This is a genomic window from Cutibacterium nasicola (assembly GCF_051303185.1).
Taxonomy (GTDB): Bacteria; Actinomycetota; Actinomycetes; order Propionibacteriales; family Propionibacteriaceae; genus Cutibacterium.
On sequence record NZ_JBPPGE010000004.1, the window covers coordinates 131,462 to 155,159 of the forward strand.

18 protein-coding genes and 1 riboswitch are annotated in these 23,698 nt (G+C 62.8%); of the genes, 2 read left to right on the forward strand and 16 right to left on the reverse strand.

Features of this window, described 5'->3' with window-relative positions:
- Positions 1 to 7: 7 nt before the first annotated feature.
- From ribB to iolG, 8 genes are all read right to left on the reverse strand, one after another.
- Positions 8 to 1,276 (reverse strand): 3,4-dihydroxy-2-butanone-4-phosphate synthase, encoded by a 1,269-nt coding sequence (gene ribB, locus ACSJJT_RS08030; protein WP_435917811.1) that lies wholly within the window; start codon positions 1,274 to 1,276, stop codon positions 8 to 10.
- A complete protein-coding gene (locus ACSJJT_RS08035; protein ID WP_435917812.1) occupies positions 1,270 to 1,869 on the reverse strand; it encodes a riboflavin synthase in 600 nt (199 codons plus the stop codon). Before ACSJJT_RS08035 ends, ribB begins: the two co-directional genes overlap by 7 nt.
- Positions 1,870 to 1,877: 8 nt before the next feature.
- A complete protein-coding gene (gene ribD / locus ACSJJT_RS08040; RefSeq protein WP_435917813.1) occupies positions 1,878 to 2,873 on the reverse strand; it encodes a bifunctional diaminohydroxyphosphoribosylaminopyrimidine deaminase/5-amino-6-(5-phosphoribosylamino)uracil reductase RibD in 996 nt (331 codons plus the stop codon).
- Positions 2,874 to 2,947: 74 nt separating this feature from the next.
- Positions 2,948 to 3,081: riboswitch (FMN riboswitch) on the reverse strand.
- Between the two features lie 105 nt (positions 3,082 to 3,186).
- Positions 3,187 to 4,701 carry a cell division protein PerM gene (locus ACSJJT_RS08045; RefSeq protein WP_435917814.1) on the reverse strand — a complete coding sequence of 505 codons (1,515 nt, stop codon included), beginning with the start codon at positions 4,699 to 4,701 and terminating at the stop codon, positions 3,187 to 3,189.
- A 153-nt stretch (positions 4,702 to 4,854) separates the two neighbouring features.
- Positions 4,855 to 5,748, reverse strand: coding sequence for a succinate--CoA ligase subunit alpha (gene sucD, locus ACSJJT_RS08050; protein WP_435917815.1), 894 nt, complete (start codon positions 5,746 to 5,748; stop codon positions 4,855 to 4,857).
- A 3-nt stretch (positions 5,749 to 5,751) separates the two neighbouring features.
- Entirely contained in the window at positions 5,752 to 6,927 is a 1,176-nt protein-coding gene (gene sucC, locus ACSJJT_RS08055; RefSeq protein WP_435917816.1) for an ADP-forming succinate--CoA ligase subunit beta, read from the reverse strand.
- Positions 6,928 to 7,174: 247 nt separating this feature from the next.
- Entirely contained in the window at positions 7,175 to 9,664 is a 2,490-nt protein-coding gene (gene pcrA, locus ACSJJT_RS08060; RefSeq protein WP_435917817.1) for a DNA helicase PcrA, read from the reverse strand.
- Between the two features lie 114 nt (positions 9,665 to 9,778).
- Complete coding sequence (gene iolG / locus ACSJJT_RS08065; RefSeq protein WP_016665986.1) at positions 9,779 to 10,765, reverse strand: inositol 2-dehydrogenase; 987 nt, start codon at positions 10,763 to 10,765, stop codon at positions 9,779 to 9,781.
- Between the two features lie 198 nt (positions 10,766 to 10,963).
- Between iolG and ACSJJT_RS08070 the strand changes: the two genes are divergently transcribed.
- Entirely contained in the window at positions 10,964 to 11,827 is an 864-nt protein-coding gene (locus tag ACSJJT_RS08070) for a sugar phosphate isomerase/epimerase family protein (RefSeq protein ID WP_016665987.1), read from the forward strand.
- Positions 11,828 to 11,954: 127 nt separating this feature from the next.
- Here ACSJJT_RS08070 and ACSJJT_RS08075 read toward each other — a convergent pair whose 3' ends face one another.
- The 4 genes from ACSJJT_RS08075 to ACSJJT_RS08090 all read right to left on the reverse strand — a co-directional run bounded on the left by ACSJJT_RS08075 (position 11,955) and on the right by ACSJJT_RS08090 (position 18,150).
- Entirely contained in the window at positions 11,955 to 13,091 is a 1,137-nt protein-coding gene (locus ACSJJT_RS08075) for a zinc-binding dehydrogenase (RefSeq protein ID WP_435917818.1), read from the reverse strand.
- Between the two features lie 230 nt (positions 13,092 to 13,321).
- Positions 13,322 to 14,929, reverse strand: a complete 1,608-nt coding sequence (locus tag ACSJJT_RS08080; protein WP_036975443.1) for an MFS transporter — start codon at positions 14,927 to 14,929, stop codon at positions 13,322 to 13,324.
- A 152-nt stretch (positions 14,930 to 15,081) separates the two neighbouring features.
- Positions 15,082 to 16,293 carry a Gfo/Idh/MocA family protein gene (locus tag ACSJJT_RS08085; protein WP_065673822.1) on the reverse strand — a complete coding sequence of 404 codons (1,212 nt, stop codon included), beginning with the start codon at positions 16,291 to 16,293 and terminating at the stop codon, positions 15,082 to 15,084.
- 363 nt (positions 16,294 to 16,656) lie between these two features.
- Entirely contained in the window at positions 16,657 to 18,150 is a 1,494-nt protein-coding gene (locus ACSJJT_RS08090) for a CoA-acylating methylmalonate-semialdehyde dehydrogenase (protein ID WP_435917819.1), read from the reverse strand.
- Positions 18,151 to 18,640: 490 nt separating this feature from the next.
- Between ACSJJT_RS08090 and ACSJJT_RS08095 the strand changes: the two genes are divergently transcribed.
- On the forward strand, positions 18,641 to 18,877 hold the full coding sequence (locus tag ACSJJT_RS08095) for a hypothetical protein (RefSeq protein ID WP_435917820.1): 237 nt from the start codon (positions 18,641 to 18,643) through the stop codon (positions 18,875 to 18,877).
- A 157-nt stretch (positions 18,878 to 19,034) separates the two neighbouring features.
- Here ACSJJT_RS08095 and iolD read toward each other — a convergent pair whose 3' ends face one another.
- From iolD to iolC, 4 genes are read right to left on the reverse strand one after another with little or no spacing between them, the layout of a single operon-like run.
- Positions 19,035 to 20,933, reverse strand: coding sequence for a 3D-(3,5/4)-trihydroxycyclohexane-1,2-dione acylhydrolase (decyclizing) (iolD, locus tag ACSJJT_RS08100; protein WP_016665993.1), 1,899 nt, complete (start codon positions 20,931 to 20,933; stop codon positions 19,035 to 19,037).
- Entirely contained in the window at positions 20,933 to 21,808 is an 876-nt protein-coding gene (gene iolB / locus ACSJJT_RS08105) for a 5-deoxy-glucuronate isomerase (RefSeq protein ID WP_063279534.1), read from the reverse strand. Before iolB ends, iolD begins: the two co-directional genes overlap by 1 nt.
- Positions 21,805 to 22,692: a Cgl0159 family (beta/alpha)8-fold protein gene (locus tag ACSJJT_RS08110; RefSeq protein ID WP_016665995.1), complete on the reverse strand. Its 888-nt coding sequence runs from the start codon at positions 22,690 to 22,692 to the stop codon at positions 21,805 to 21,807. The genes iolB and ACSJJT_RS08110 overlap by 4 nt, the downstream gene beginning before the upstream one ends.
- Positions 22,689 to 23,675 (reverse strand): 5-dehydro-2-deoxygluconokinase, encoded by a 987-nt coding sequence (gene iolC / locus ACSJJT_RS08115; RefSeq protein ID WP_435917821.1) that lies wholly within the window; start codon positions 23,673 to 23,675, stop codon positions 22,689 to 22,691. Before iolC ends, ACSJJT_RS08110 begins: the two co-directional genes overlap by 4 nt.
- Positions 23,676 to 23,698: the final 23 nt, after the last annotated feature.

Consider the following 23,698-nt stretch of genomic DNA (forward strand, 5'->3'; position numbering starts at 1 on the left):
TGGGTGCTCAGGGGTGAGTCGGGTTGGGCGTGGTGATCTTGGACATGTCGTGGTCAAGTGCCAACAGATGTCCCATCCGGTCGCGTTTCGTACGTAGGTACCGCTCGTCCTCAGGACGGGCCGGGATCTCGAGGGGCGACATCGTCACCTCGAGTCCTCCTGCACGCAGGGCATCCACCTTGGCAGGGTTGTTCGTCAACAGACGGACGGCAGACACACCGACATCAGCCAGGATCGCCACCGCCGCGCCGTACTCCCGAGCATCGATGGGTAGACCGAGGTGGGTCTGGGCGTCGACGGTGTCGAGTCCTCCGTCCTGGGCTCGGTAGGCCGCGATCTTGTTGAGCAGACCAGTTGCTCGGCCTTCGTGGCCGCGCAGCAGGATGATGGCCCCACCATGCTCGTCAACGTGGGCCTGGGCGGCTGCCAGCTGGTCACCGCAGTCGCATCGCAGGGATCCCAGAGCATCACCGGTGAGGCACTCCGAGTGCACCCGCACCCAGGCCGGACCATCATCATCGGCGTGAATCCCCTTGTCAGAAGCGAGTAGGAGGTGCTCGTCCCCGGTGAGGTTGTCCCGATAGCCGGTCATCGTGAATCGGCCGTGACGGGTTGGCAATTCCGCGCTGGCCAGGGCCGTCACGCGAGGGGCCGGGACGGTGTCGGCCGAATCATGGACGAGACGCCACTGCGCCAGCTGATCAATGGTGATGTAGACGAGACCCTCGGCGCGGGCCAACTCAGCTATGGCGTCAGCACGCAGGCACATACCGTCATCCCCGACGAGTTCACCGATGAGACCAACGGGTTCCAAGCCGGCCAGCCGGGCGAGGTCGACGGCAGCCTCGGTGTGACCGCGCCTTTCCAGCACTCCCCCGGCGCGGGACCGCAGCGGCAGGACATGGCCGGGGCGGACCAGGTCGGCGGGAGTCGACGTGGCGTTTGCGAGAACTCGAGCGGTCCGGGCTCGCTGAGCGGCATCAATACCAGTTGTGATCCCGGACGCCGCGTCAACGGCGACGGTGTAGCGGGTACGCAGCGGGTCCTGGTTGGCGGGCCACATCAGCGGCAGACCGAGTTGGTCAGCGTGTTTGTCGGTCATGGGTGCGCACAGGTACCCGGAGGTGTGACGGACCATCCATCCGACCCAACGTGGATCAGCCAGTTCAGCGGCAAGGATGGCGTCTCCCTCGTTCTCCCGGTCAGCGTCGTCGGTGACGAGCACCGGACGTCCGGCCTGCAGCTCGGCCAGAGCCTCCTCGATGGTGTTCAGCATGGCCTCTCCTTGTTCATGAGGGACTCCAGGTACTTCGCGATGACGTCAACCTCAATGTTCACGGGATCGCCAGGTGCCAGTGACCCAAGAATCGTGTCAGTGAGGGTGGTCGGGATGAGGCTCACCTCGAACCACTGGGAACTGACCTCGCAGACCGTCAGGGACGCGCCGCTGATGGCGATCGATCCTTTCTCGACGACGTACCTGGCCAGGGTCGTGGGAAGGCTGAATCGGAAGACCTCCCAGTGGTCGCCGGGAGTACGAGAGACGAGTTCGGCAACCCCATCGACATGCCCCTGGACGACGTGCCCGCCGAGGCGTCCGTCGACGGCCACCGGGCGCTCCAGATTGACCCTGTTCCCCGGGGCCAACCGCCCCAGGGCAGTGCGATTGAGGGTTTCGGCCATGACGTCGCAACCGAAGGTCCCCTCGTCGAGATCGGTGACTGTCAGGCAGGTGCCGTTGACGGCGATGGACGATCCAATCCGGGCGTCGGAGCAGACCAAGGGTCCGCGAATGGACAGTCGAGCCGACTCCTGTCCCTTGTCAATGGCGACGACCTCGCCAATCTCCTCAATGATTCCGGTGAACATGGGTCTCCTCACTCGTGATGTGCGCTGATTTGGATGTCCGGGCCCAGCCGACACACGTCGTCGATGACGAAGTGGTGGGCCAGGGCCAAGGTGTTGACCGAGGGATCGGTGACGGCTGCCCGACCGCCTCCCAATACCGTCGGTGCGATGTGGGCAACGACCTCATCAACGAGATCGGCGGCCAGGAATGCTCCAGCCAGGCATGGGCCGCCCTCCAGCCACACCCGGTGAATGCCGCGATGCCACAACACGTCAAGCACCTCGGCGGGGTCGTGGCTTCGAATCTGCAAGGTTTCGGCGGAATCGTCGTGGAGATGGCAACCGGCGGGCAAATCTCTCATTCCCACCACGACGCGCAGCGGCTGACGGGTGACCTCGGGTAGCCGGGCAGTCAGCCGAGGATCATCCGCCAGAGCTGTTCCGGCACCGACGACGATGGCCCCGCACCGGGAGCGACCGATGTGCACCTGGTGACGCGCCTGCTCCCCGGTGATCCACTGGCTGGTGCCGTCAGGAGCGGCGCTTCGTCCGTCGAGGGTGGCGGCGTACTTCCAGCACACCCGGGGGCGTCGGTGGGTCTGGCTGAAGGTCCAGTCGGCGTTGAGAGCCATGGCAGACTCGGAAAGAACACCCGTGACGACCTCGACCCCGTTGGCACGCAGGAACTGTTCTCCCCCAGTTGCCACCGGGTTGGGGTCGGACTGGGCGATGACGACGCGGGAAACCCCGGCCTCACACAAGGCACGGCTGCACGGACCGGTACGTCCGGTGTGGTTGCACGGTTCCAGGGTGACGACGGCGGTGGCTCCCCTGGCGGCGTCGCCGGCCTGACGCAGTGCCTCCACCTCGGCATGTGGGGTTCCTGCCCCGTGATGCCATCCCTGTCCGACAACCTGACGGTCGGTGACAATGACGCAGCCGACGCGCGGATTCGGGTCGGGGCATGGTGAGTTGGCTGCCAAGTTCAGGGCGAGCGTCATGGCGTCGTCCCACCGCTGGTCCATCTGTCCTCCCGGGCCGTTGCGGCTCCGGGGTGCGCAAGGACGTCGCACGGGGCTGACGACGACGCCAGCCACCGACCGTGCCTCCTCCCATCCGGACTTTCACCGTCGGCACCGGAATTCCACCGGTTCAACCTCACCGTCACGAGGACGGTTCGGGTCGCGGACTGTCACCGCCGGTTCGGACTTTCACCGACCCCCGGAGCACGTGTGCTTGCGGACAAGTATGCACCTTTTTACCACGGCATGTGGCGACACCCTCAGAGGTTCGTCGTCTCGAGGCACGATGTCGCCCTTGAAGGTGGTCTCGACCGGCTCAGGAATGGTGAGTGGTGTCCTCGTTCTCGGGGCTCTCGCGATCGTTGCACATGGAGTCGTAGATGTCGTGACCGATGGCCTCTTCCTTGACCAGTCTGGGGTCCTTGGACACAGCCGCGGGGCGGGTGATCCTCCTCGACCCAGAGTCCTTCCGTGACGACTCGTCCCCGACCGAGGTCGCACCCTCATCCGCATCCAGGTCCTCGGCCTGAACGGCACGAGCCTGAGCCCTCTGCTCGGACTTGGCTGCGCGGTTTTCCTTACGTGCCTCGCGACGCTCTGCGCGCCTTCGCCGCGACTCCTCGGATTGCAGACGGCGAGTGATCCCGATGGCGAATCCGCACAGCATCGTCACCAGCGTGAGGATGCCGACCGCGCATCCTGCCGTTGCCGGCATGATCGTGCCGACCTCACTGAGGCGTCCGTCACCGAGGCTGCCGTGACTCAGCAGGCCCAGGATGGCCAACACGAGCCCGGACAACAAACCAGAAAGGGCACCGATGCCCGCACCGATCTCGAACCCGGCCTCCGGCAAGGACTTCATGAGCAGGATCCCGCCGATGATTCCGGAAGCCACCGGGACGGCGCACCAGGCACAGGCGGCCGGACTCAACGGACCACTGGAGGGCAGGGCGCCAAGTACTGGCAACGCCGGAACGATACCGAGGTGTGTTCCGAGCGGTGAGACGAAGGTCTCAGTTCCGAAGGCAAACCCCGGACCGACTGTCCACGCGGTTCCCCACAGCGCCATGGTGGGCAGCCACGCCAGTTGCAGCAGGATGAGGCAGATCCCTCCCCACCCGGTGGCCCCGATCTGCTGGTGCAGATGGACCACGTTGCTCGCGTGCACGAGCAGGGTGACCGCGAGTGCGGTTGATCCGCCTGCCAAGCAGAGGGCAACGGTTGATCCGACGGCCTTCGGCAGCCCTCGCGCCCAGTGGGGCAGACCGTTGAAGGGGTTCAGGCGTGCTCCGCGACAGGCCCCGACAACGCCTGAGCACAGTCCGATGAGAAGGGCGCCAACGAGGGCCGTCACCCAGTGGGACGTACCGGCGGCAGCCGTCATGATGATTGCCGCGAGAAGCTCGATGGTGGTGTGAAGGGCAACCGCCTCACCGACATGTCGGCGTGGCGGCTGTCCGTCGTGGCGATGCCACAAGACGCGGGTGCCATAGCGACAGGCCTCCTCACCGAGCAGCAGACTGACGCAGGTGAGCCCCAGCGGGACGAGACCGACATGGATCCCGACGATGTCGATGGGCACACCGTGGCCACCCAGCCAGAAGCTCGACGCCGCGGCGAGGATGCTCGGGAACGACTGACCGTTGCTGACCAGCCACTCCGCGACGATGATCCCGGCCAAGGCGAGCCATTGGGCCAGGATGGCCACGGCTGCGGCCACCACGACGACGACCGGCCATGGCCACGAGACGCGAGGCTCACGAGGTTTGTCGGCCTTGGAGGACTCAACGACGAACCTCGCCGAGGTCGATGTCGAGCCAGTCGCGCCCATGTGGAAATCCTGTTCGGTTCGGGGAAGGATGTCATCCGGAACCCTACCGTCCTCCAGCGACGATGCTGAATCACCACACCTGTGAGCACGGCACAACGCAAGGAACCCGGCCCCACAGGGGGCCGGGTTCCTTGAGAACGCAGGATCAGGGCGTCACTTCTTGAGCGAGTCCATCGCCTCGTGAGCCAGCTTGGCGGTCTCGGTCGGGGTCTTGCCGACGCGAACGCCAACAGCCTCGAGAGCCTCCTTCTTGGCGACCGCAGTACCCGAGGAACCGGACACGATGGCGCCGGCGTGGCCCATCGTCTTGCCCTCAGGAGCGGTGAAACCAGCCACGTACGCCACGACCGGCTTGGTGATGTGCCCACGGATGTACTTGGCGGCCCGCTCCTCGGCGTCACCACCGATCTCACCGATCATGACGATGATGTCGGTCTCCGGGTCGTCCTCGAAGGCTTGCAGGGCATCAATGTGGGTGGTGCCGATGATCGGGTCACCGCCGATGCCGATGGCCGTCGAGATGCCCAGGTCTCGCACCTCGTACATGAGCTGGTAGGTCAGGGTGCCCGACTTGGAGACCAGACCGACGCGCCCCGGACCGGAGATGTCGGCGGGGATGATACCGGCGTTGGACTTCCCGGGGCTGATGATGCCGGGGCAGTTCGGGCCGATGATGCGCGTCTTGCCGGAGCGCTGGGCGGCGGTGAAGAACTCCGCGGTGTCCTTGACGGCAACACCCTCGGTGATGCAGACAACCAGCGGCACCTCGGCGTCGATGGCCTCCATGACGGCCGACTTGGTGAACTTGGCCGGGACGAAGATCACGGACACGTTGGCACCGGTGGCCTCTACGGCCTCCTTGACGCTGCCGTAGACCGGGACGGTGGCGCCACCATTGAAAGACACAGTGGTGCCAGCCTTGCGCGGGTTGACACCGCCGACGACGGCGGTGCCGGAGTCGAGCATGCGCTGGGTGTGCTTCATGCCCTCCGAGCCGGTCATGCCCTGGACGATGATTTTGGAGTTCTGGTCAAGAATGATCGCCATGTCTCAGGCCTCCTTGGATGCGAGCTCGGCGGCCTTGCTGGCGGCCTCGTCCATGGTCGCAACCATGGTCACGAGCGGATGGTTGAGTTCCTCGAGAATCTTGCGGCCCTCGGCCACGTTGTTACCGTCGAGACGGACGACGAGCGGCTTGGAGGCCTTCTCGCCCAGCTTCTCGAGGGCACCCTTGATTCCCAACGCCACCTGATCACAGGCGGTGATACCGCCGAAAACGTTGACGAACACGGAACGAACCTGCCCGTCGCTCGTGATGAGGTCAAGGCCGTTGGCCATGATCTCGGCCGAGGCGCCACCGCCGATGTCAAGGAAGTTGGCGGGCCTCGGGGAGCCCGGGAATCCCTCGCCGGCGTAGGCGACGCAGTCCAGGGTGCTCATGACGAGGCCGGCACCGTTTCCGATGACGCCGACGTTGCCGTCGAGCTTGACGTAGTTGAGGCCGAGCTCACCGGCGCGCAGCTCCAGCGGGTCGGTGGTGGCGCGATCCACCAAGGCCGCGTGCTCGGGCTGACGGAACGACGCGTTGTTGTCGACGGTCATCTTGCCGTCAATGGCGAGGATGCGCCCGTCGCCGGTCTTGATCATCGGGTTGACCTCAACGAGGGTGGCGTCCTCGTCACGGTAAGTCTCCCACAGCTTGATGACGGCCGGGACGATGGCGTCCTGCTCACCCTCGGGGAAGCCAGCCTCGGTGAGGATCTCGTGGGCCTTGGCCTCGTCAATGCCGTCGATCGGGTCGACCGGCACCTTGGCCAGGGCCTCGGGACGCTCCTTGGCAAGGGTCTCGATGTCCATGCCTCCCTCGCGAGAACACATCGCCAGGTAGCGACGCTCACCGCGGTCGAGCAGGATCGAGAAGTAGTACTCCTCGGCAATGTCAGCACCCTCAGCGATCATCACCTTGTGAACGGTGTGACCCTTGATGTCCATGCCCAGGATGGCATCGGCGCGCTCGGCCGCCTCCTGAGGGGACTTGGCGATCTTGACGCCGCCAGCCTTGCCACGGCCACCCACCTTGACCTGCGCCTTGACGGCGACGACGGGGGTGCCGAGCTTCGCTGCGGCCTCGGACGCCTGCTCGGGAGTCTCCGCGACGACGCCCCGAAGCACTGGCACACCGTGCTTCTCGAACAGGTCGCGGGCTTGGTATTCGTACAGGTCCACAATCTCTCCACTCTGCGAGGTGGCCCACCGCTCTCCGGCAGGTCGTTGTCGGAAGGACCGACGCCGTACAGGACGGTCGTCATCCGACCTCAGGAGTAGCTTACAGCCATGAGGCACAAACGTGCATTCCCTTTCACCCAATCACAGACAGACGTGTAGTCCACATCTCCACCGCCACTCCCCAGCCGTCAGCAGGCCTCTGGTGACGATCGCACCAGTGCTCTGCCTTGAACTCACCGTCGCAGACTCAGAGTTTCTCGATCGGGGCGAATCTCAGGGCCAATCGCTTGACGCCCACCGAACCGAAGTCGACATCTGCCTTGGCCCCTGCGCCATGGCCCGAGGTCGCCGTCACGGTGCCGAGCCCCCAGGTGGTGTGCAACACCTTGTCGCCGGGTTGCAGTGAGAGCTCCGGTGTGCCCAGACCACGCACCGATCCGTTGCCCGAACCAATCGCGTGGCCCTCGTCACCGTGCGGGCCCGAGCGTCCCGGGCGCTGGCTGCTGAGGACCCTGTTTCGGGAAATTCTGGTGGTCTCCTGCGCCTGGGCCTGCCAGCCCAGGGAATCCACCACACGTTCCCAGTCGACGAGCCTGTCCGGGATCTCCTCGACGAATCGACTTACGGGGTTGTACCGTGGCGACCCCCACATGGTGCGCACCACGGCGCGGGAGATGAACAACTGTTTGCGGGCCCTGGTGATGCCCACGTAGGCCAACCGTCGTTCCTCCTGCAGTTGCGCGGGATCGGCCAAGGACTGCTCGTGCGGGAACAGACCGTCCTCGAAGCCGGTGAGGAACACGGTGTCGAACTCCAACCCCTTGGCCGTGTGAAGGGTCATGAGCGTGACGACGCCGTCCCCTTCGGTCGGGATCTGGTCCGCATCGGCGACCAGGGCGATCTGCTCGAGGAAAGCAGGCAGGGAGTCGTCACCGGCGAGGACGAGGTCGTCCACCTCACCTACAACGGTCTCGTCGTCGGGTACGTCGGCAGTGTGCGCTCGTGCCACGAATTCCTCGGCCACCGAGACCAGCTCAACGAGGTTCTCCAGACGGGTCTCGTCCTGGGGGTCCTTGGAGTTCTCCAACTCGGTGATGTAGCCGGACTCCTTGAGGATCGACGCGGTGATCTCGTCGGCTCGGCCCCCTCGCTCCATCATTGCCCGATGTTGGGCCATGAGTTCACCGAAAGCGCGGATCTGATTGGCGGATCTGGTGGCCAGACCGTCAATCTCGTCCACTCGTTCGATGGCCTCGCTGAACGAGATGCGCCGGGCGGTGGCGAAGAGTTCCAGGGCCGCTTCGGCCCGAGCACCGATACCGCGTTTGGGGACGTTGAGGATGCGACGCACCGAGACGTCATCGGCCTTGTTGGCGATGGCGCGCAGGTACGACACGGCGTCGCGCACTTCCCTGCGCTCGTAGAATCGCACCCCGCCTACCACCCGGTAGGGCAGGCCGGTACGGATGAACACCTCCTCCAACGCTCGGGACTGGGCATTGGTGCGGTAGAACACCGCAACTTCACCGTAGGTGGTCCGCCCCTGGTCGACGAGCTCGTCGATCCGGCCGACGATCCAGGATGCCTCGTCATGCTCGGTGTCGGCGACGTAACCAGTGATCGGGGCACCCTCACCCTGATCGGTCCACAAATTCTTCGCAGGTCGCTCGGTGTTCTTCTGAATGAGGGAGTTGGCAGCCGAGAGAATGTTCTGGGTGGAACGGTAGTTCTGCTCCAGCAGGATCGTCCTTGCCCCTGGGAAGTCCTTCTCGAAATCAAGGATGTTACGGATCGTGGCACCCCGGAAGGCATAGATCGACTGATCGGAGTCTCCCACCACCATGAGTTCAGGGGGATCGACATGACGCTGCCCCGGGAGCGCTACTCCCTCCTCGACACGGGAGGACTCGTCGGCACACAGGGCTCGGATCATCTGGTACTGGGCAGTGTTGGTGTCCTGGTACTCGTCAACCAGAACATGTCGGAACCTTCGACGATACTGCTCGCGAACCTCAGGGAATTGTCGAAGCAGAACGACTGTCTTCATGATGAGGTCGTCGAAGTCGAGGGCATTGGCGCCATGAAGACGACGCTGATACTCCGCATACAGCGACACATGGAGCTCGTCATTTCCGGTCTGCGCCTTCTGCGCCGCCTCGGACGGACCCATGAGCTCATTCTTCCGATGTGAGATCCAGTTCATGATGGCGCGCGGCTTGAATGTCTTCGGATCAACGTTGGAGTCCCGAGCCACCAAGGAGATGAGACGTTTGGCATCGGTGTCGTCGTAGATGGAGAAGTTCCTCGACAATCCCAGCTTGTCGGCATCCGAGCGCAGGATGCGCACCGCGCTGGAATGGAAGGTGGACACCCACATCGACCGAGCCCGATTCCCCACGAGATCGACCACTCTCCCCTTCATCTCCGCCGCAGCCTTGTTGGTGAAGGTGATGGCGAGGATCGAGCCCGGGTGCACCCCGCGCTGGGTGACCAGGTGGGCGATCCGACGGGTGAGCACCCTCGTCTTGCCGGACCCGGCTCCTGCCACCACGAGCACCGGCGACCCCGTGTGCAGCACCGCCTCACGCTGGGGCGGGTTGAGATGGTCCAGAAGCTCATGGACGTCGACCGCCCGCCCCATCCCGGTACGTGCCACATCCGCTGGCAGCGTCCCGGGCCCGGCTGAACCCTGGGACGGGCGAGACGCGAAGAAGGCAGACAGGTCGGGCTCAGTCATGGTCAGTAACTCTAATTGGTGTGGGGCATGACGTTGTCCTCATGCCCCACACCTTCCCGCAGCGCAACCGTGGATCGGGCGGACCGTCTGCCGCATGTCCCCATCCAGGACGCGTCAGAGAGTTACGACGCGATGCTCCTCCACGCTGCGCCTCGCGGCATCGGCCAGGACAAGTGCCTCGTAACCATCGCGTACCGATGGCGAGATGACACCGCCATCGACGATCGAGTCAAGGAAGGTCTCCAGCTCGATGCGGTAGGCATCCTCGTACCTTTCCAAGAAGAAATCCATGATCGCGGTCTTGGCATCGGTCTGGGTGCTGGTGGCCTTGCGTACTGCGGTCTCGGTAAGATTGTCTGCGCTGAGCATGCCATCGGCACCGAATGCCTCGATTCGCTGGTCGTAGCCGAAAGCGCAGGTCCGCGAGTTGATGATGGTGGCAAGCTTGCCCTCACGGGACTTGAGGGTGATGACCACCTGGTCGAGATCACCCTGTTCCGCGATCTGTGCAGACACATTGGTACCCACGGCATTGACTTCAGCGATGTCCCCGAGGAAGTGCCGCACCATGTCGAAGTCATGGATTGTCATGTCCTTGAAGATGCCCCCGGATCCGGCGATGTAGGAGACCGGCGGAGCAGCCGGATCTCGTGAGATGACGGTGAGCTGCTGGAGGTCACCGATCTCCCCCTCATCAAGGCGACTCTTCAAGGCGTGGAAGGTTGGGTCGAAACGACGGTTGAATCCCATCATCACCTGATCGGCGCGCTCCCCCAGCTGTTCGATGCACCTCCTTGCCGACTCGAGATCGAGTGCAATCGGCTTCTCACACATCACCCGCTTGCCAGCGCTGACGGCCTTGAGGATGTGGTCGACGTGGAACTTCGTCGGCGACCCGATGACGACTGCATCGATCATCGGGTCCGAGAACACGTCGTCCGGCTCCAAGCAGTAGCGCACATCGTACTCCTCGGCGAGGGCACGTGCGTTCTGCTCGAATGGGTCGCAGACAAGTGCCAAAGTGGCATCGGTACGTCCGGCGACGGCTCGAGCGTGGACGTGGCCAATACGTCCAGCCCCAATGATGGCGATCCTGATCATGCTGTGAACCCCTGTGTTCGACATAGCTGGCTCTCAGCCAGCACCTACAAGATACTGCTATGTTAGCACAAATATCGATCACACCAGCATGTCCCGCGGAGCAAAGAGGCCATTGTCACCCTTATTGACCGGACATATACTACTGTCATTGGCCTGACGCACAGAAGCTCAGACCCTCAACACACAAGGAGCACATCGATGAAGATTGCTGGAGCACCCATCAGCTGGGGTGTCTGCGAGGTCCCGGGCTGGGGCTATCAGATGACACCGGAGCGCGTTCTCACCGAGATGAGGCAGATCGGCCTCACCGCCACCGAGTTCGGCCCCCAGGGCTGGCTGCCCATCGAGGCCGAAGCCCGCGCCGCAGAGGTGAAGAAGTACAACCTCAAACCCGTCGGAGCCTTCTTCCTCGCCATCATGCACGATCCGGATTTCGACCCGATCCCCATGGTCAACAAGGAGCTCGACGCCTTCGAGGCCGCCGGCGGCGACTATCTCATCCTCGCCGCCGATTCCGGTCGTGACGGGTACGACGCACGCCCCGTCCTTGACGAAGCAGGTTGGAACACCCTGTTCAGCAATCTCGATCGCATCCGCGAGGTCTGCGCCAGCCGCAAGGTCACCGCCTGCCTCCACCCGCACTGGGGGACGATGGTCCAGAACTACGACGAGGTGGTCAGGGTACTCGACAACTCCTCGATCGGGCTGTGCCTGGACACTGGCCACCTGGCCTGCGGTGGCACCGACGTCGTCGAGTTGGTTCGCAAGTATGCAGATCGTGTCGACATCGTCCACGCCAAGGATGTCCACAAGGAGATGACCGACAAGCTCTTGCCAGGTGAGATCACCTGGTCCCAGGGCATCCGAGCCGGCATGTTCGCCCCCATCGGCGAGGGAGACATCGATTTCGCCGCGATCGTGACACTTCTCGACGAGGCCGGATTCGACGGCTACTACGTTCTGGAGCAGGACATCATGATCGACGGGGAACCCCCTGCTGGCGGTGGTCCGGTCCTCAATGCCAAGAAGTCCCACGAGGCTCTGGCATCGCTCGGACGATGAGCTCCTGATGCTGGCTCGCTCAGCCTGAATTACCGAATGGTGGCCCGCCCCTTTCAGGGACGGGCCACCATCATCTCGAAGCTGTCGTCATCTCAAGGCAGGTGTCGGCCTTGGGACGATCAAGATCTCACAACGCCATGTCGATGACCCCTCGGCCCACCATCGAACCGTCATGGAGCATGGCGTAACCCTCATTCACCTCATCAAGGCTGAATGTCTTGTGGACCACCCTGTCGACGTCGATCACGCCACGAGCGGCCATGGAGACAACAGCTGGCAGATCCACCCGGGTACGTGCGCCATAAGACCCCAGGATCGACTGGCCACGCCGCACCGTCCGATTGATCTCCACACCAGCAGTCTGCACACCCGCGCCCAGCCCCACTGGCACCATACGTCCACCATCTGCGAGGGCATCCAGAGCTGTCTTCCAGGTGGCAGGAATACCCAGTGCCTCGAAGGACACCTCGACACCTCGGCCACCCGTGATCTCGAGGACTCTCTGCCTGACGTCTTCGGTCGTGGAATTGACGGTGTGGGTGGCGCCGAGCCCCCTGGCCTCCGCCAGCTTTTCCTCCTTGACGTCAATGGCGATGACCGGATCGGCACCCATCGCGCTGGCGAACTGCAGGATGTTCGATCCCACTCCGCCTGTGGCGACGACTGCCACTGACTCTCCGTATCGCAGGTCTGCGCCATGCCGGACCGCACCATAGGCAGTCATGGCCGCACACCCGAGGATCGCGGAGTTGACAGGATCGAGGCCGCTGGCCAATGGCGCAACAGCCGTCGCCGGGACGACGCAGTACTGCGCCAGGGCACCCATGGAGTACATCGACACCGGCTCACCGTCGGGAGTGAACAGACGGGTCTGCCCGTCGTAAAGGGTGCCGTGCAGTCGATTCATCTCGAAGAACGGGCCACACAGATCATCTCGTCCCCGGCGACACGCCTCGCACTCGCCGCACGGCATGAGAAATCCGCCGGAGACGGGCTGTCCGACGTCGAGACCGGAATGACTCAACCCATCACCAAGTTCGGCAATGACACCACTGACCTCATGCCCCAGGACGGCTGGCACCGGGAAATCGATCGCTCCACCCAGGACGTGCAGGTCCGAGTGACACAGACCACAGGCAGTGACCTTGAGAAGAACCTCGCCATGACGGGGTCGAGGAACATTGAGGGTTTCGATGACGAGCGGCTCACCGGGCTTCCGCAGCACCGCGGCACGCATGGTTGTTGGTAGGGGGGCCATAACCATACACTCCTTTGTCCTTACATTTAATTCCATTAAATCACGAACCTGCTGACCCGACAAGACCCCCGCGACAATCTCGAACCCATGACGATGAGTGGATCCCACATCTCACGAGCGAAAGAACATGAATCCCACATCTCCAAAAGAGATGCGATGGCACACCCAATTCTGAAAACAAGAATGGGGTGAGTGCATCCATGAATGCACTCACCCCATTTCAATGAGAGGAACGATCAGGAGTAGCGCTCCTCCATGTACGTCTCGATCTGTTCCAGGGACTTATCGTGGGTCTCCGGCATGACCTTGAACAGGACCACGGCAATAACGAGGTTGAGAACACCGTAGATGGTGTAGGTCAACCCGCCACCCAGACCAGCCATCATTGACGGGAAGGTGAACGTGATGATGGCATTGACCACCCACATGAAGAAGATGGCCGTGCCATTCATGATCCCACGAACATTTGCCGGGAACATCTCACCCATCATGGTCCACACCACCGTGCCGTTGGTGGACTGGACGATGAGCATGAACACCGCCATGAGGCCGAGGATGAGGAACGGGGCCCATGCTGGAGGAGCCGTCTTGTCGGCGATGTGTGGGGCAATGGTGAACTGGAATGTTGCCGCAATGGCGAGAAGGGTGACGCCCACGGCCGTGACGTCGAAAATGAGCAGGCTGCGCCGACTGAACTTGAGGATGAGCCACAGACCAGCAGCCGAACCAATGACGGACATGACACCATTGGCCACCTGCGCCGTGATCGACGCCGAAGTCGTCATGCCCGCGTACTCCAACACCTTGGGCGCGTAATACATGACGGTGTTCACACCCGTCGTCTGGTTGACAATCGCCAGGAAGATACCCACGAGCATGAGCTTTCGCAGCCACGGCGTCTTCCACACATGGGCGAAGGCATTGCCGTGGTACTTGTTCTCCAGCTCGCGCTGCTGGGAGACCAACATCTCCTCGACCTCGGCGTCCAGAGGCCCGTCCTTCTCGGGATCCCGCACTCGCTTGAGAGCCGCGATGGCGTCAGCCACACGTCCCTTGGCCAGGTACCAGCGAGCGGACTCCGGCATGAGACGGATACCGATCCACAGAGCGATGGCAGGAATGGAGCACAGCACGAGCATCCAACGCCACGCAGCACCGTTGCCGGACTGGATGACGAGGTTCTCCACGAATGTGCGGTACTGGGACTCGTCCAGAGGACCACCCTTGGACGCCTGGAGCGCGAGAATCTGATCCCAGGAGTAGCTACCGTTCGTGATCCCGAGACTGTCTGGGTTGTTGTTGGCCTTGACAGTCAGTTGCGGCCCACCATGAGCGGCATTGATGGCGGCATTCATGGAGAAGGCCAGAAGCTGACCGGTGACGATCATGAGCTGATCGATGGCCACGATCGACCCTCGAATCCGTTTTGGCGCCGTCTCGGCCAAGTACACCGGAACCGTGGCCGAGGCAGCACCCACTGCACACCCCAGCACGAACCGGAAGATGTACATCACTGCCACGTTTGGCGAGAATGTCGTTCCCAGGGCACCCAGCAAGAAGATGATCGCAAGGATCGTGATGTTGTGACGGCGACCCCATCGGTCCGACATGATGCCCCCGGTCACCGCTCCAATTGCGGCTCCTATGAGGAGCGTGCCGCCAATGGCACCCTCCTGGACAGGGGTGAGTGCCAGACCACCGGCCAGGTCGGGCATGTACATGTACGGGAGCGCTCCGGAAATGACACCCGTGTCGTAGCCGAAGAGCAGCGAGCCCAAGGTCGCCACGGCAGCGAGCGCACCGATTCCTCGATGCTTGCCAGATGGAGGGGTTTCCTCAACCATCTGACTGATGTCTTCTTTGATGTGTGAAGGTGTACTCATGTCACCCTTTCGGTCAGGGGCGGCTCTCGGCCCTCGATATCAACCGGTTGGTCCATTCCCACCGGTGGCCCGGCTCCGATGCCAAGCCTTCTCGGAGACACGCGATGACGCGGTCACTTGTCGAATGTGGTTCTTCCCGACACCGGCTCCACGTCGTGCCAGGCACGGTCGGCACAGGACGCGATGATCGCGTCATTGATCTCCGCCGAGGCCCAACCGTCGGCAACGGATGGACCATACTGCTGTCCGTCCAGAACACCTCGGACGAACTTCGCAGCTTCGACGACCTTCATGTCGTCAAAGCCCATGGATGTCCCGGCTCCGGGCTGGAAGCGCAGGAACTCAGGATAATCAGGTCCTGCCATGCAGTTGATGTATCCCTGGAGAGCGCCATTGTCGCGTCCCAGACAGACCTGCAGGTGATTGAGGTCCTCGAAGTTCCATCGGATCGACCCCTCGGTCCCGTAGACCTCAATGATGTATTCCGCACGCGGTCCGACACTGACTCGACTGGACTCCAAGGTACACGTCACCCCATCCTCCATACGTGCCATGACAGCGCAGTAGTCCTCGTTGCCAACCGGCCCGAGTTCGTCGGAGACAACCCACCCGGTATGTCCGACACCTTCCTTGAGTGGCTTGGGACGTTGCCGGATGAATGTGTCGGAGATGGCCGAGACTTCGGTGATCCGCTTCTTGAGCAGGTACTGGACGAGGTCCTCGCCGTGACCCATGAGGTCGAGGATGACACCGGCACCGGCTCTCTGCCTGTCGTAGCGCCATGTGAGCGGTCCGCGGGGGTCCGAGGCATAGTCGGCGATGAGCCAAACCCTGGCGTTCGTCACCGTGCCGAGTCGACCGTCGGCGATGAGCTGGCGCGCGAACTCGACCGCGGGGGTGTGGCGGTAGTTGAACCCGACCGAGGTCACCAGCTCCTTGTCCTCAGCCGCCTCGGCGATCTGTCGGGACTGTGCTGCGCTGATCCCCATCGGCTTCTCGATCCAGAATGGTTTTCCCGCCTCTGCTGCCGCAAGAGCAATGTCACGGTGCAGGAAATTCGGTGCACAGATCGAGACGACATCAACCTCGGAGTTCTCGATCACGTCATGATAGTCATCGACCGCGGTGGAGAATCCCAGGCGATCCACAGCCTGTTGTCTGTTCTCCTCCAGCAGATCGCAACATGACACGAGTCGAACGCCTGCATCGATTTCTGGGAACTTCTCTGCGAGCGACTTGTAGGCGCGGGTGTGCAATCTGCCCATCCAACCCAGCGAGACAAGACCCACGCCAAGGGTTCGGTTACGTTTCATCATGACCCCCATGAATCACCATCGGCTTGGGTAGCCGAATGACATGTGCACCACCCCGTGCATATGTCCTGTCAAAAGGATAGCACGCCGAACACACATGTCCAGTGCCCCCGGCATTCAGTGTCACTCATCTCGAGCAAGCTCCCGTCATGATCACTCCGATACGGCAACAGGCCTGCATCGCACCATTCATCCCTTCCCGACAGCCACGCACGAAGAACGACCACTGCCTCGAAAACACCCATGAGCAGGGAACCTCGACAGCTGAGTGAACACAGTGGGGTGGAGCACGACATGCGCACTCCACCCCACTGCCATCAGCATCACGGACACGACTGCACGATCAACGGCGCCCGAGGCTGTTGTGCTCGGACCTCACTCGTCACGTTGGAACGACATGGTCGCCGCGTAGGTCTTCTCCGTTGGCCACCGCTCGGTGATGGCCTTGGCACGGGTGTAGAAGGTGACACCCTCGGGACCATGAATGTGGGTGTCACCCAGGAGCGACTCCTTCCACCCACCGAAGGAGTAGAACGCGACAGGGGTCGGGATCGGTACATTGACACCGACCATGCCCGCCTCCACGTCGAGGGTGAAGCGACGGGCCACACCTCCGTCATTGGTGAAGATTGCCGAACCGTTGCCGAAGGGCTGGTCATTGACGATCTTGAGGGCTTCTTCGTAGGTGTCGGCGTGAACAATGGCGAGCACCGGACCGAAGACCTCCTCGGTGTAGACCGGGGCGTCCAGGGGAACATCGTCAAGGATGGTCGGTCCAAGGAAGTGACCATTCTCGTAACCGGGGACGGTGAGGCCACGACCGTCGAGGACGACCTTCGAGCCGCGCTCCTGCGCGTCATCGATGAGGCCGACGATACGGTTCTTGGCCTTGGCAGAGATGACCGGCCCCATCTCAACACCGTGACCCATGCCTTCGCCGACCTTGATGGCTTCGGCATGCTTCTTGACCTTCTCAGCCAGTTTCGGACCACAACCTCCCACGGCGACGACCACGGGAAGAGCCATGCAACGCTCACCGGCGGCACCGAAGGCAGATGCGGAGATGTGCTGGGCAGCGAAGTCAAGATCGCTGTCGGGCATGACGATGGCATGGTTGTTCGCACCGCCGAGAGCCTGGACGCGCTTGCCATGGCTCACGCCGGTGTCTTGGACGATGTGAGCCACTGGGGTCGAACCAACGAAGGAGATGGCATCAATACCCGGGTGGACCAAGATGTCCTGGACACTGCGACGATCGCCCGAGAGCACGTTGAACACACCGTCGGGAAGTCCAGCCTCCTTGTACAGCTCTGCCGTGAGAAGCGATGCCGACGGTGTGGGTGAGGCCGGCTTGAGGATGAAGGCGTTTCCGGTCGCAATGGCCAGCGGATGCATCCACATCGGGACCATGGCCGGAAAGTTGAACGGGCAGATACCTGCGACGACACCGACCGGCTGGCGGGTGGTGTGGATGTCGACCCCGGTGGACACGTCGTGGGAGTACTCGCCCTTGAGAGCCACGTTGATGGCGGTCGCGAAGTCAAGGGTTTCCCGGCCACGCTGGATCTCACCGATGGCGTCGGAATAGTTCTTGCCATGCTCCCTGACGATGAGCCGTGCCATCTCGTCCTGATGATCGAGAACGAGCTGACGCATCCGGAACATGATGGCCACTCGTTTCGCCAGCGAGTAGCTCGCCCACTCCTTCTGCGCCTCGCGTGCCACCTCGACGGTGTGGCCCAGATCCTCCTTGGACGCCTGCAGCAGTTCTGCGGTCACCTCACCAGTCGCAGGGTTCTCAACGGGAATCACACCCAGCGGGGATCCCTCGTAGTATTCACCGCCGACCCAGTGCTTGATGGTCTTCATGCTCGAGAACTCCTTCGTTGTCGATGGACGTCGATGTTGGCCAGCTGTGTGACCAACATCTTCAGGATAGCCCATCAAGCGCTATTTGTACTAACAAATATCACCATTCAGACAGATCTCACCTCTTGTGCTGTCCGTCCGGAGGCATGTGCGCCAGTCAGGACAAGGGCTGGGCCTGCGACACCCTCCAACAGGTCGCCGTTGACGCACCCTTCAAAACCAGGAGGTGTGACCGGTGGGAGACCACAGTTCGACCCGACCCGGGGCCTCCGGCTGGCTCCACATCGTCGAGGGAGTCCCTCGGGAGTCAATGGGACTGCGTCAAGCTCACGACCGCAATCGGTGCAGGCTCACGGTCAATTGTGTTAACATGGGCTCCGGTGGGTGCCAGCCCACCCGCCCGAAGCACTCTTCGGGCGTGCACACGGCCGTGCCGAGCGCGGCCGTGCAGCCGTGTCTCGGCGTCCGAGAGGAAGTTAAGACACCGCACATGACCTACAGCCATGTCGAATCTGGAATCACCCTGAACCCCTTGGCCAGCGCGAGATCGGGCATGCAGCATCACGCAGTCACTCTGCTCCGTTTCATCCCGGCAGCACTGGTCCTCTTCGCCCTGGCAATCGCAGGGCTCGTCAACGATGCTCCATACCTGACCATCGTCTCCGGCCTCTTGACCGCCACCGCGTCAATCGCGTTGAGCCTGATGCATTTCTTCGACAACGCCTGAACGCACTCGGCCCCAGTCCAGGTCGTGACGATCACGAGGTGACACGTGGTGCACGGACGGTGAGGGACCACAACACTGAGGGGATCCCCCGCCTGAGCGGGGATCCCCTCCACATGTCTCACGCCGTCAGTCGTTGCGGCACCGGCCTGCGAGCCAGTCAGAAGAACCTGCGCTGTGCGGCAACCTGTTCGACGTACTCGGCGTGGGCTCGCTGCGTCGACTCCAACCGCGACTGCGCAGGCACCGGGACGTCCCACCAACCCGAGGCAGGCGGGTTGGGTCCGTACAGGTCGGTCTCGATGTGGATCATCGTGGCACGATCAGATGCCTCGGCCTGGCGATATGCCTCCTTGAACTCGTCAATGGTGTGGACCTTCAAGACGTTCACCCCCCACGAACGAGCATTGGCCGCAATGTCGAGAGGCAGCAGGGCATCGTCCCCGACGACGTGTCCCTGACCACCGTCGTGCTGCCGATACTTCGTGCCGAATCGCTGAGATCCGTGGGACTCGGAGAGCGCACCGATCGATGCGAAACCATGGTTCTGGAGCAGCACGAGGATGACCTTCGCCCCCTCCTGGACGATCGTCGCCAACTCCATCGGGAGCATCTGGTAGGTGCCGTCACCCACGATGGCCACGACCTCGGAGTCCGGCCGTGCCATCTTGACGCCCAAGGCCGCCGGAATCTCATAACCCATACATGAGAACGCGTACTCGACGTGGTACTGCACGGGAGTGCTGGCGCGCCACAGACACTGCAGGTCACCAGGCATCGACCCTGCGGCATTGATGATCACGTCATCGTCACCCATGAGTTCATTGAGAGCCCCGAACACCTCGGTCTGCGCCGGCAATGGACCGTGGTCCAGGTGGTAGCACCGATCGGTCACCTTGGCCCAAGCATTGGCCTCCTTGACGGCGAGATCGCTCCATTCCTGGGGAACGTGGTAGTCCGCGAGCTCATCCGACAGCACCATCAGAGCCTCTCGAGCGTCTGCCAGCAGCATCTGGGCACCTTGTTTGGCTGCGTCGAAGGATCCCACATTGACATTGACGAAGTTCACGTCCGGGTTTCTGAAGGCTGTCTGCGAACCAGTGGTGAAATCGGAGTACCGGGTGCCGATACCGATGATGAGGTCGGCCTGGGCAGCCAACGCATTGGCCGAGTCGGAACCGGTCGCCCCAACACCGCCCACTGCACACGGATGATCCCAGTTGATGGCACCCTTTCCAGCCTGGGTGTCGGCGACCGGAATACCGGTGGCCGACGCGAAATCACGCAGTTCCTGGGATGCCTCGGAGTAGATCGTGCCTCCACCAGAGATGATGAGTGGACGTCGTGCACCACGAATCGCCTCCACCGCCCGGGCGACGGCGGCACGGTCGGGGACCCTCCGGTCAATGTGCCAGACCTTCTTGGCGAAGAAGGACACCGGCCAGTCGTAGACCTCGGTCTGCACGTCCTCGGGCAGGCAGATGACAGCGGCGCCGGTGTCCACGGGGTCGGTGAGCACCCGCATCGCGCGCGGTAGTGACACCATGAGCTGATCCGGGCGATTCACCCGATCCCAGAACTTCGAGACGGAACGGAACGCATCATTGCATGACACGTCGGGATTGGTGGGGTCCTCCAACTGTTGCAGCACGGGATCGGGCGCACGGTTAGCGAAGATGTCCGCCGGAAAGAGCAGAACCGGCACCCGGTTGGTGGTGGCCAGGGCCGCACCAGTGACCATGTTGAGGGAGCCGGGACCGACGGACGCCGTGGCAGCCAATGCCTGCAACCGGTTGGTGGCACGGGCAAAGGCCGAGCAGGCGTGAACCATGCCTTGTTCGTTACGGCCCATCCAGTAGTCAAGATGCCCTTCCTCATCAACGGGATCCACCTCGTTCTGGAGGAGGGCCTGCCCCAGACCAGTGACGTTCCCATGACCAAAGATCCCGAAGACCCCAGGGATGAAGCGATGCTCGACTCCGTCACGCTCCGTGTACTGGTGCGTCAGGTACCGCACGATGGCTTGCCCGACGCTGAGCCTCACAGTCTGTTCAATCATCATCGCTCCTTCGTGTCGTCCACTGCCATCGGCAGACGGGGATCAATTCCCTGGTTCTCCCACGTCTGGCGGATCCACCCGTAGTGCGGGTCGTCGACTGACTTCCACTCGGCCTTCCCGGGCCCAGCCATGACGTTGAGGTAGTACAGGTCGTACCCGGGAGCAGCCGCACACGGCCCGTGCCAACCGTGCGGCACCAGGGCCACATCGCCATTGGCGATCATCTCTGCCACATGGATCGGGCGCTCGGGCGTCCCGTAGGTTCCATGGAAGGCCATTCCCGGACCGTGCTCGTCGCCACGGATCTCGAAATAGTAGATCTCCTCGAGCTCGCGCTCGACCTCCGACTCCTCGTCATGTTTGTGCGGAGGGTAGGACGACCAGTTGCCACCTGGGGTGAGAACCTCACAGGCCAGCAACCGGGACGTGCGCACCGGGTTGGCAACGGCATAGTTCACCACCTGTCGCGAGCAGTTGCCTGCCCCACGCAGCTCGACACGTACTTCTTCCGCCGGACAGTACCTGGGCTCGAGGTCCTCGTCGGCAAGGGCATGTGGCAGCGCCACTCGTCCATCGCCGAGCGCAGTGATGCTGATTGTGCTGTGACGGGGCACGAAGACGTAGTCAGTCACCTCACCCCAGATGGTGCTGCGCCCGGCAAGATCAGCGTGCACGTCACCGACCTGCACGGCGAACGCCCCTTCCAGAGGCAGGACCAGGTACTCATGGCCGTTGGTGTCCAGCTCGAGGGTCTCGCCCTCCGCGAGCTTCGCAACGGTGAGACCGGAGTATGTCCATCCAGCTCGCTCAGGGGTGACGTCAACGTCACAGGAACCCGAGCCCGTGCTCCCAGATCGAAGAACCAGTTCAGTCATGCTTGTGCTCCCAACAGTTGAACAGCGTTGTCAATGGCAGCTGCCACGTCTGAGTCCGGCGGGTAGAGGACAGAACGTCCCAGGACGAGTCCGCGGACGTTGCGTGGGGCGAGCGCCCTGGCCCAGCGACGCCGAGTCGACTCGGGGTCCTCACTCACCTCTCCCCCGAGCAGGAGGATGGGCAACGACGTGGCACACGCCACCTTCTCCATGTCATCGACCGCTGGCAGCTTGAGCCAGGTCCACGACGTATCTGCACCAAGCCCTGAAGCCATGGCCACCGACTTGACGACTGCGTCGGTCGAGAGGTCGTTGACGACCCTACCGTCGGCAGTACGGTGACAGATGAATGGCTCCACCATGGCGATTCGCCGCGCCCTGGCCAGGGCAGTCACGTTCTCAGCGCACGTCTGCACCGTCTGGACCGTTCCCGGATCGGACAGGTCGAACCTCAGCAACATCTTGCCCCCGGCAAGGTCATCAGTGACGACGCCGTTGACGTCGTAGCCGGTCATCCGGTCATCGAGTTCGAAGGACGCACCAGCGAATCCACCTCGGTTCATGGATCCAAAGACGACCTTGCCGTCCAGCGCACCAAGGTTGGCCAGATCGGCGACCATGTCAGCGGTTCCCAAGAACCCATTGACCCCGGGACGTCCCAGGGCGGTGACGCACCGCTCGAGGAGTTGCTCCCGATCTGCCATGGCATCAAGCTGACCACCGGCGGCGAGCGCACCACGGGCGGGATGATCAGCTGCGACGATCATGAGCGGGTCGGTGGGAGACCACGTGGCCCGCGGACGTTGCCTGATCCGAGCCGCAAATCCCACCGCGTCGGAGAGCCGAAGATCCACCAGCTTGTCGATGAGTGGTGTACCTGTCATGACAGATGTTCCTCTTTGACGGCGACATCCGGATGGTCCGCCATCATCGCAAACAGTTCCGGCTCCGAGGGCATGGCAGTGGAGCACTCCAACCGAGTGGCCACCAAGGCACCCGCAGCCGACGCCGCCTGGATCGTCTCGGTCAGGCTCCATCCCTCCAGCAGACCATGACACAGGCTGCCACCGAAGGAATCCCCGGCTCCAAGCCCATTGGTGACATCGATCGGAGTGGGGGCGACCTCCACCCGCTCATCACGAGTCATGGCCAAGGTGCCCTTGGGCCCTTGCTTGACGACGGCGAGCTGAACCCCAGCGTCCAGCAGTGCACGGGCGGCTCGATCGGGGTCCGTCTCACCCACGGCCACCTCGCACTCCTCGCGATTGCCAACCGCGACCGTCACCTGCGGCAGGATCTCCGAGACTGCTTCATGGGCCTCTTCCTTGGACTCCCAGAACATGGGACGGTAGTCCAGGTCGAGAATCGTGTGCTCCGTCCTGCCCCTGATCTCCAGGGCACGGCGATGTGCATCCCGGGAAGTCTGCTGGCACAGACCAGTCACCGACAGCCACAGGACCCGAGCATTCTGCACAGCCTCCTCGGGTATGTCATCTGGAGTGATCCTCAGATCCGGAGCGGTGGGGCGTCGATAGAAGTACAGCGGGAAGTCGTCCGGCGGGAAGATCTCGCAAAATGTCACCGGGGTGGGAAGGTCGTCATCGACGAGCACGTAGTCGTCGTAGACGCCGAGCCGAGCCATCTCGCGTCGGCAGAATCGACCGAATGGATCGTTGCCCACTGCTGTGACCACAGCTGCGGAATGACGAAGCCTGGCTGCAGCAACGGCGACGTTGGTCGGGCTGCCACCAAGGAACTTGCCGAACGAGGTAACGTCCTCCAACCCCACTCCGTACTGCAGGGGATAGATGTCGACACCGATACGCCCCATCGTGAGCACATCGAGATCACGCCGACTGGATACCATGACCACTCCACTTCATCGAGGAT

Bases quoted from the DNA above. Each gene is read 5' to 3' on its own strand.
- ribB (WP_435917811.1), bottom strand. From the start codon at position 1,276: ATGCTGAACACCATCGAGGAGGCTCTGGCCGAGCTGCAGGCCGGACGT.
- ACSJJT_RS08035 (WP_435917812.1), bottom strand. From the start codon at position 1,869: ATGTTCACCGGAATCATTGAGGAGATTGGCGAGGTCGTCGCCATTGAC.
- ribD (WP_435917813.1), bottom strand. From the start codon at position 2,873: ATGGACCAGCGGTGGGACGACGCCATGACGCTCGCCCTGAACTTGGCA.
- ACSJJT_RS08045 (WP_435917814.1), bottom strand. From the start codon at position 4,701: ATGGGCGCGACTGGCTCGACATCGACCTCGGCGAGGTTCGTCGTTGAG.
- sucD (WP_435917815.1), bottom strand. From the start codon at position 5,748: ATGGCGATCATTCTTGACCAGAACTCCAAAATCATCGTCCAGGGCATG.
- pcrA (WP_435917817.1), bottom strand. From the start codon at position 9,664: ATGACTGAGCCCGACCTGTCTGCCTTCTTCGCGTCTCGCCCGTCCCAG.
- iolG (WP_016665986.1), bottom strand. From the start codon at position 10,765: ATGATCAGGATCGCCATCATTGGGGCTGGACGTATTGGCCACGTCCAC.
- ACSJJT_RS08070 (WP_016665987.1), top strand. From the start codon at position 10,964: ATGAAGATTGCTGGAGCACCCATCAGCTGGGGTGTCTGCGAGGTCCCG.
- ACSJJT_RS08075 (WP_435917818.1), bottom strand. From the start codon at position 13,091: ATGGTTATGGCCCCCCTACCAACAACCATGCGTGCCGCGGTGCTGCGG.
- ACSJJT_RS08080 (WP_036975443.1), bottom strand. From the start codon at position 14,929: ATGGTTGAGGAAACCCCTCCATCTGGCAAGCATCGAGGAATCGGTGCG.
- ACSJJT_RS08085 (WP_065673822.1), bottom strand. From the start codon at position 16,293: ATGGGGGTCATGATGAAACGTAACCGAACCCTTGGCGTGGGTCTTGTC.
- ACSJJT_RS08090 (WP_435917819.1), bottom strand. From the start codon at position 18,150: ATGAAGACCATCAAGCACTGGGTCGGCGGTGAATACTACGAGGGATCC.
- ACSJJT_RS08095 (WP_435917820.1), top strand. From the start codon at position 18,641: ATGACCTACAGCCATGTCGAATCTGGAATCACCCTGAACCCCTTGGCC.
- iolD (WP_016665993.1), bottom strand. From the start codon at position 20,933: ATGATTGAACAGACTGTGAGGCTCAGCGTCGGGCAAGCCATCGTGCGG.
- iolB (WP_063279534.1), bottom strand. From the start codon at position 21,808: ATGACTGAACTGGTTCTTCGATCTGGGAGCACGGGCTCGGGTTCCTGT.
- ACSJJT_RS08110 (WP_016665995.1), bottom strand. From the start codon at position 22,692: ATGACAGGTACACCACTCATCGACAAGCTGGTGGATCTTCGGCTCTCC.
- iolC (WP_435917821.1), bottom strand. From the start codon at position 23,675: ATGGTATCCAGTCGGCGTGATCTCGATGTGCTCACGATGGGGCGTATC.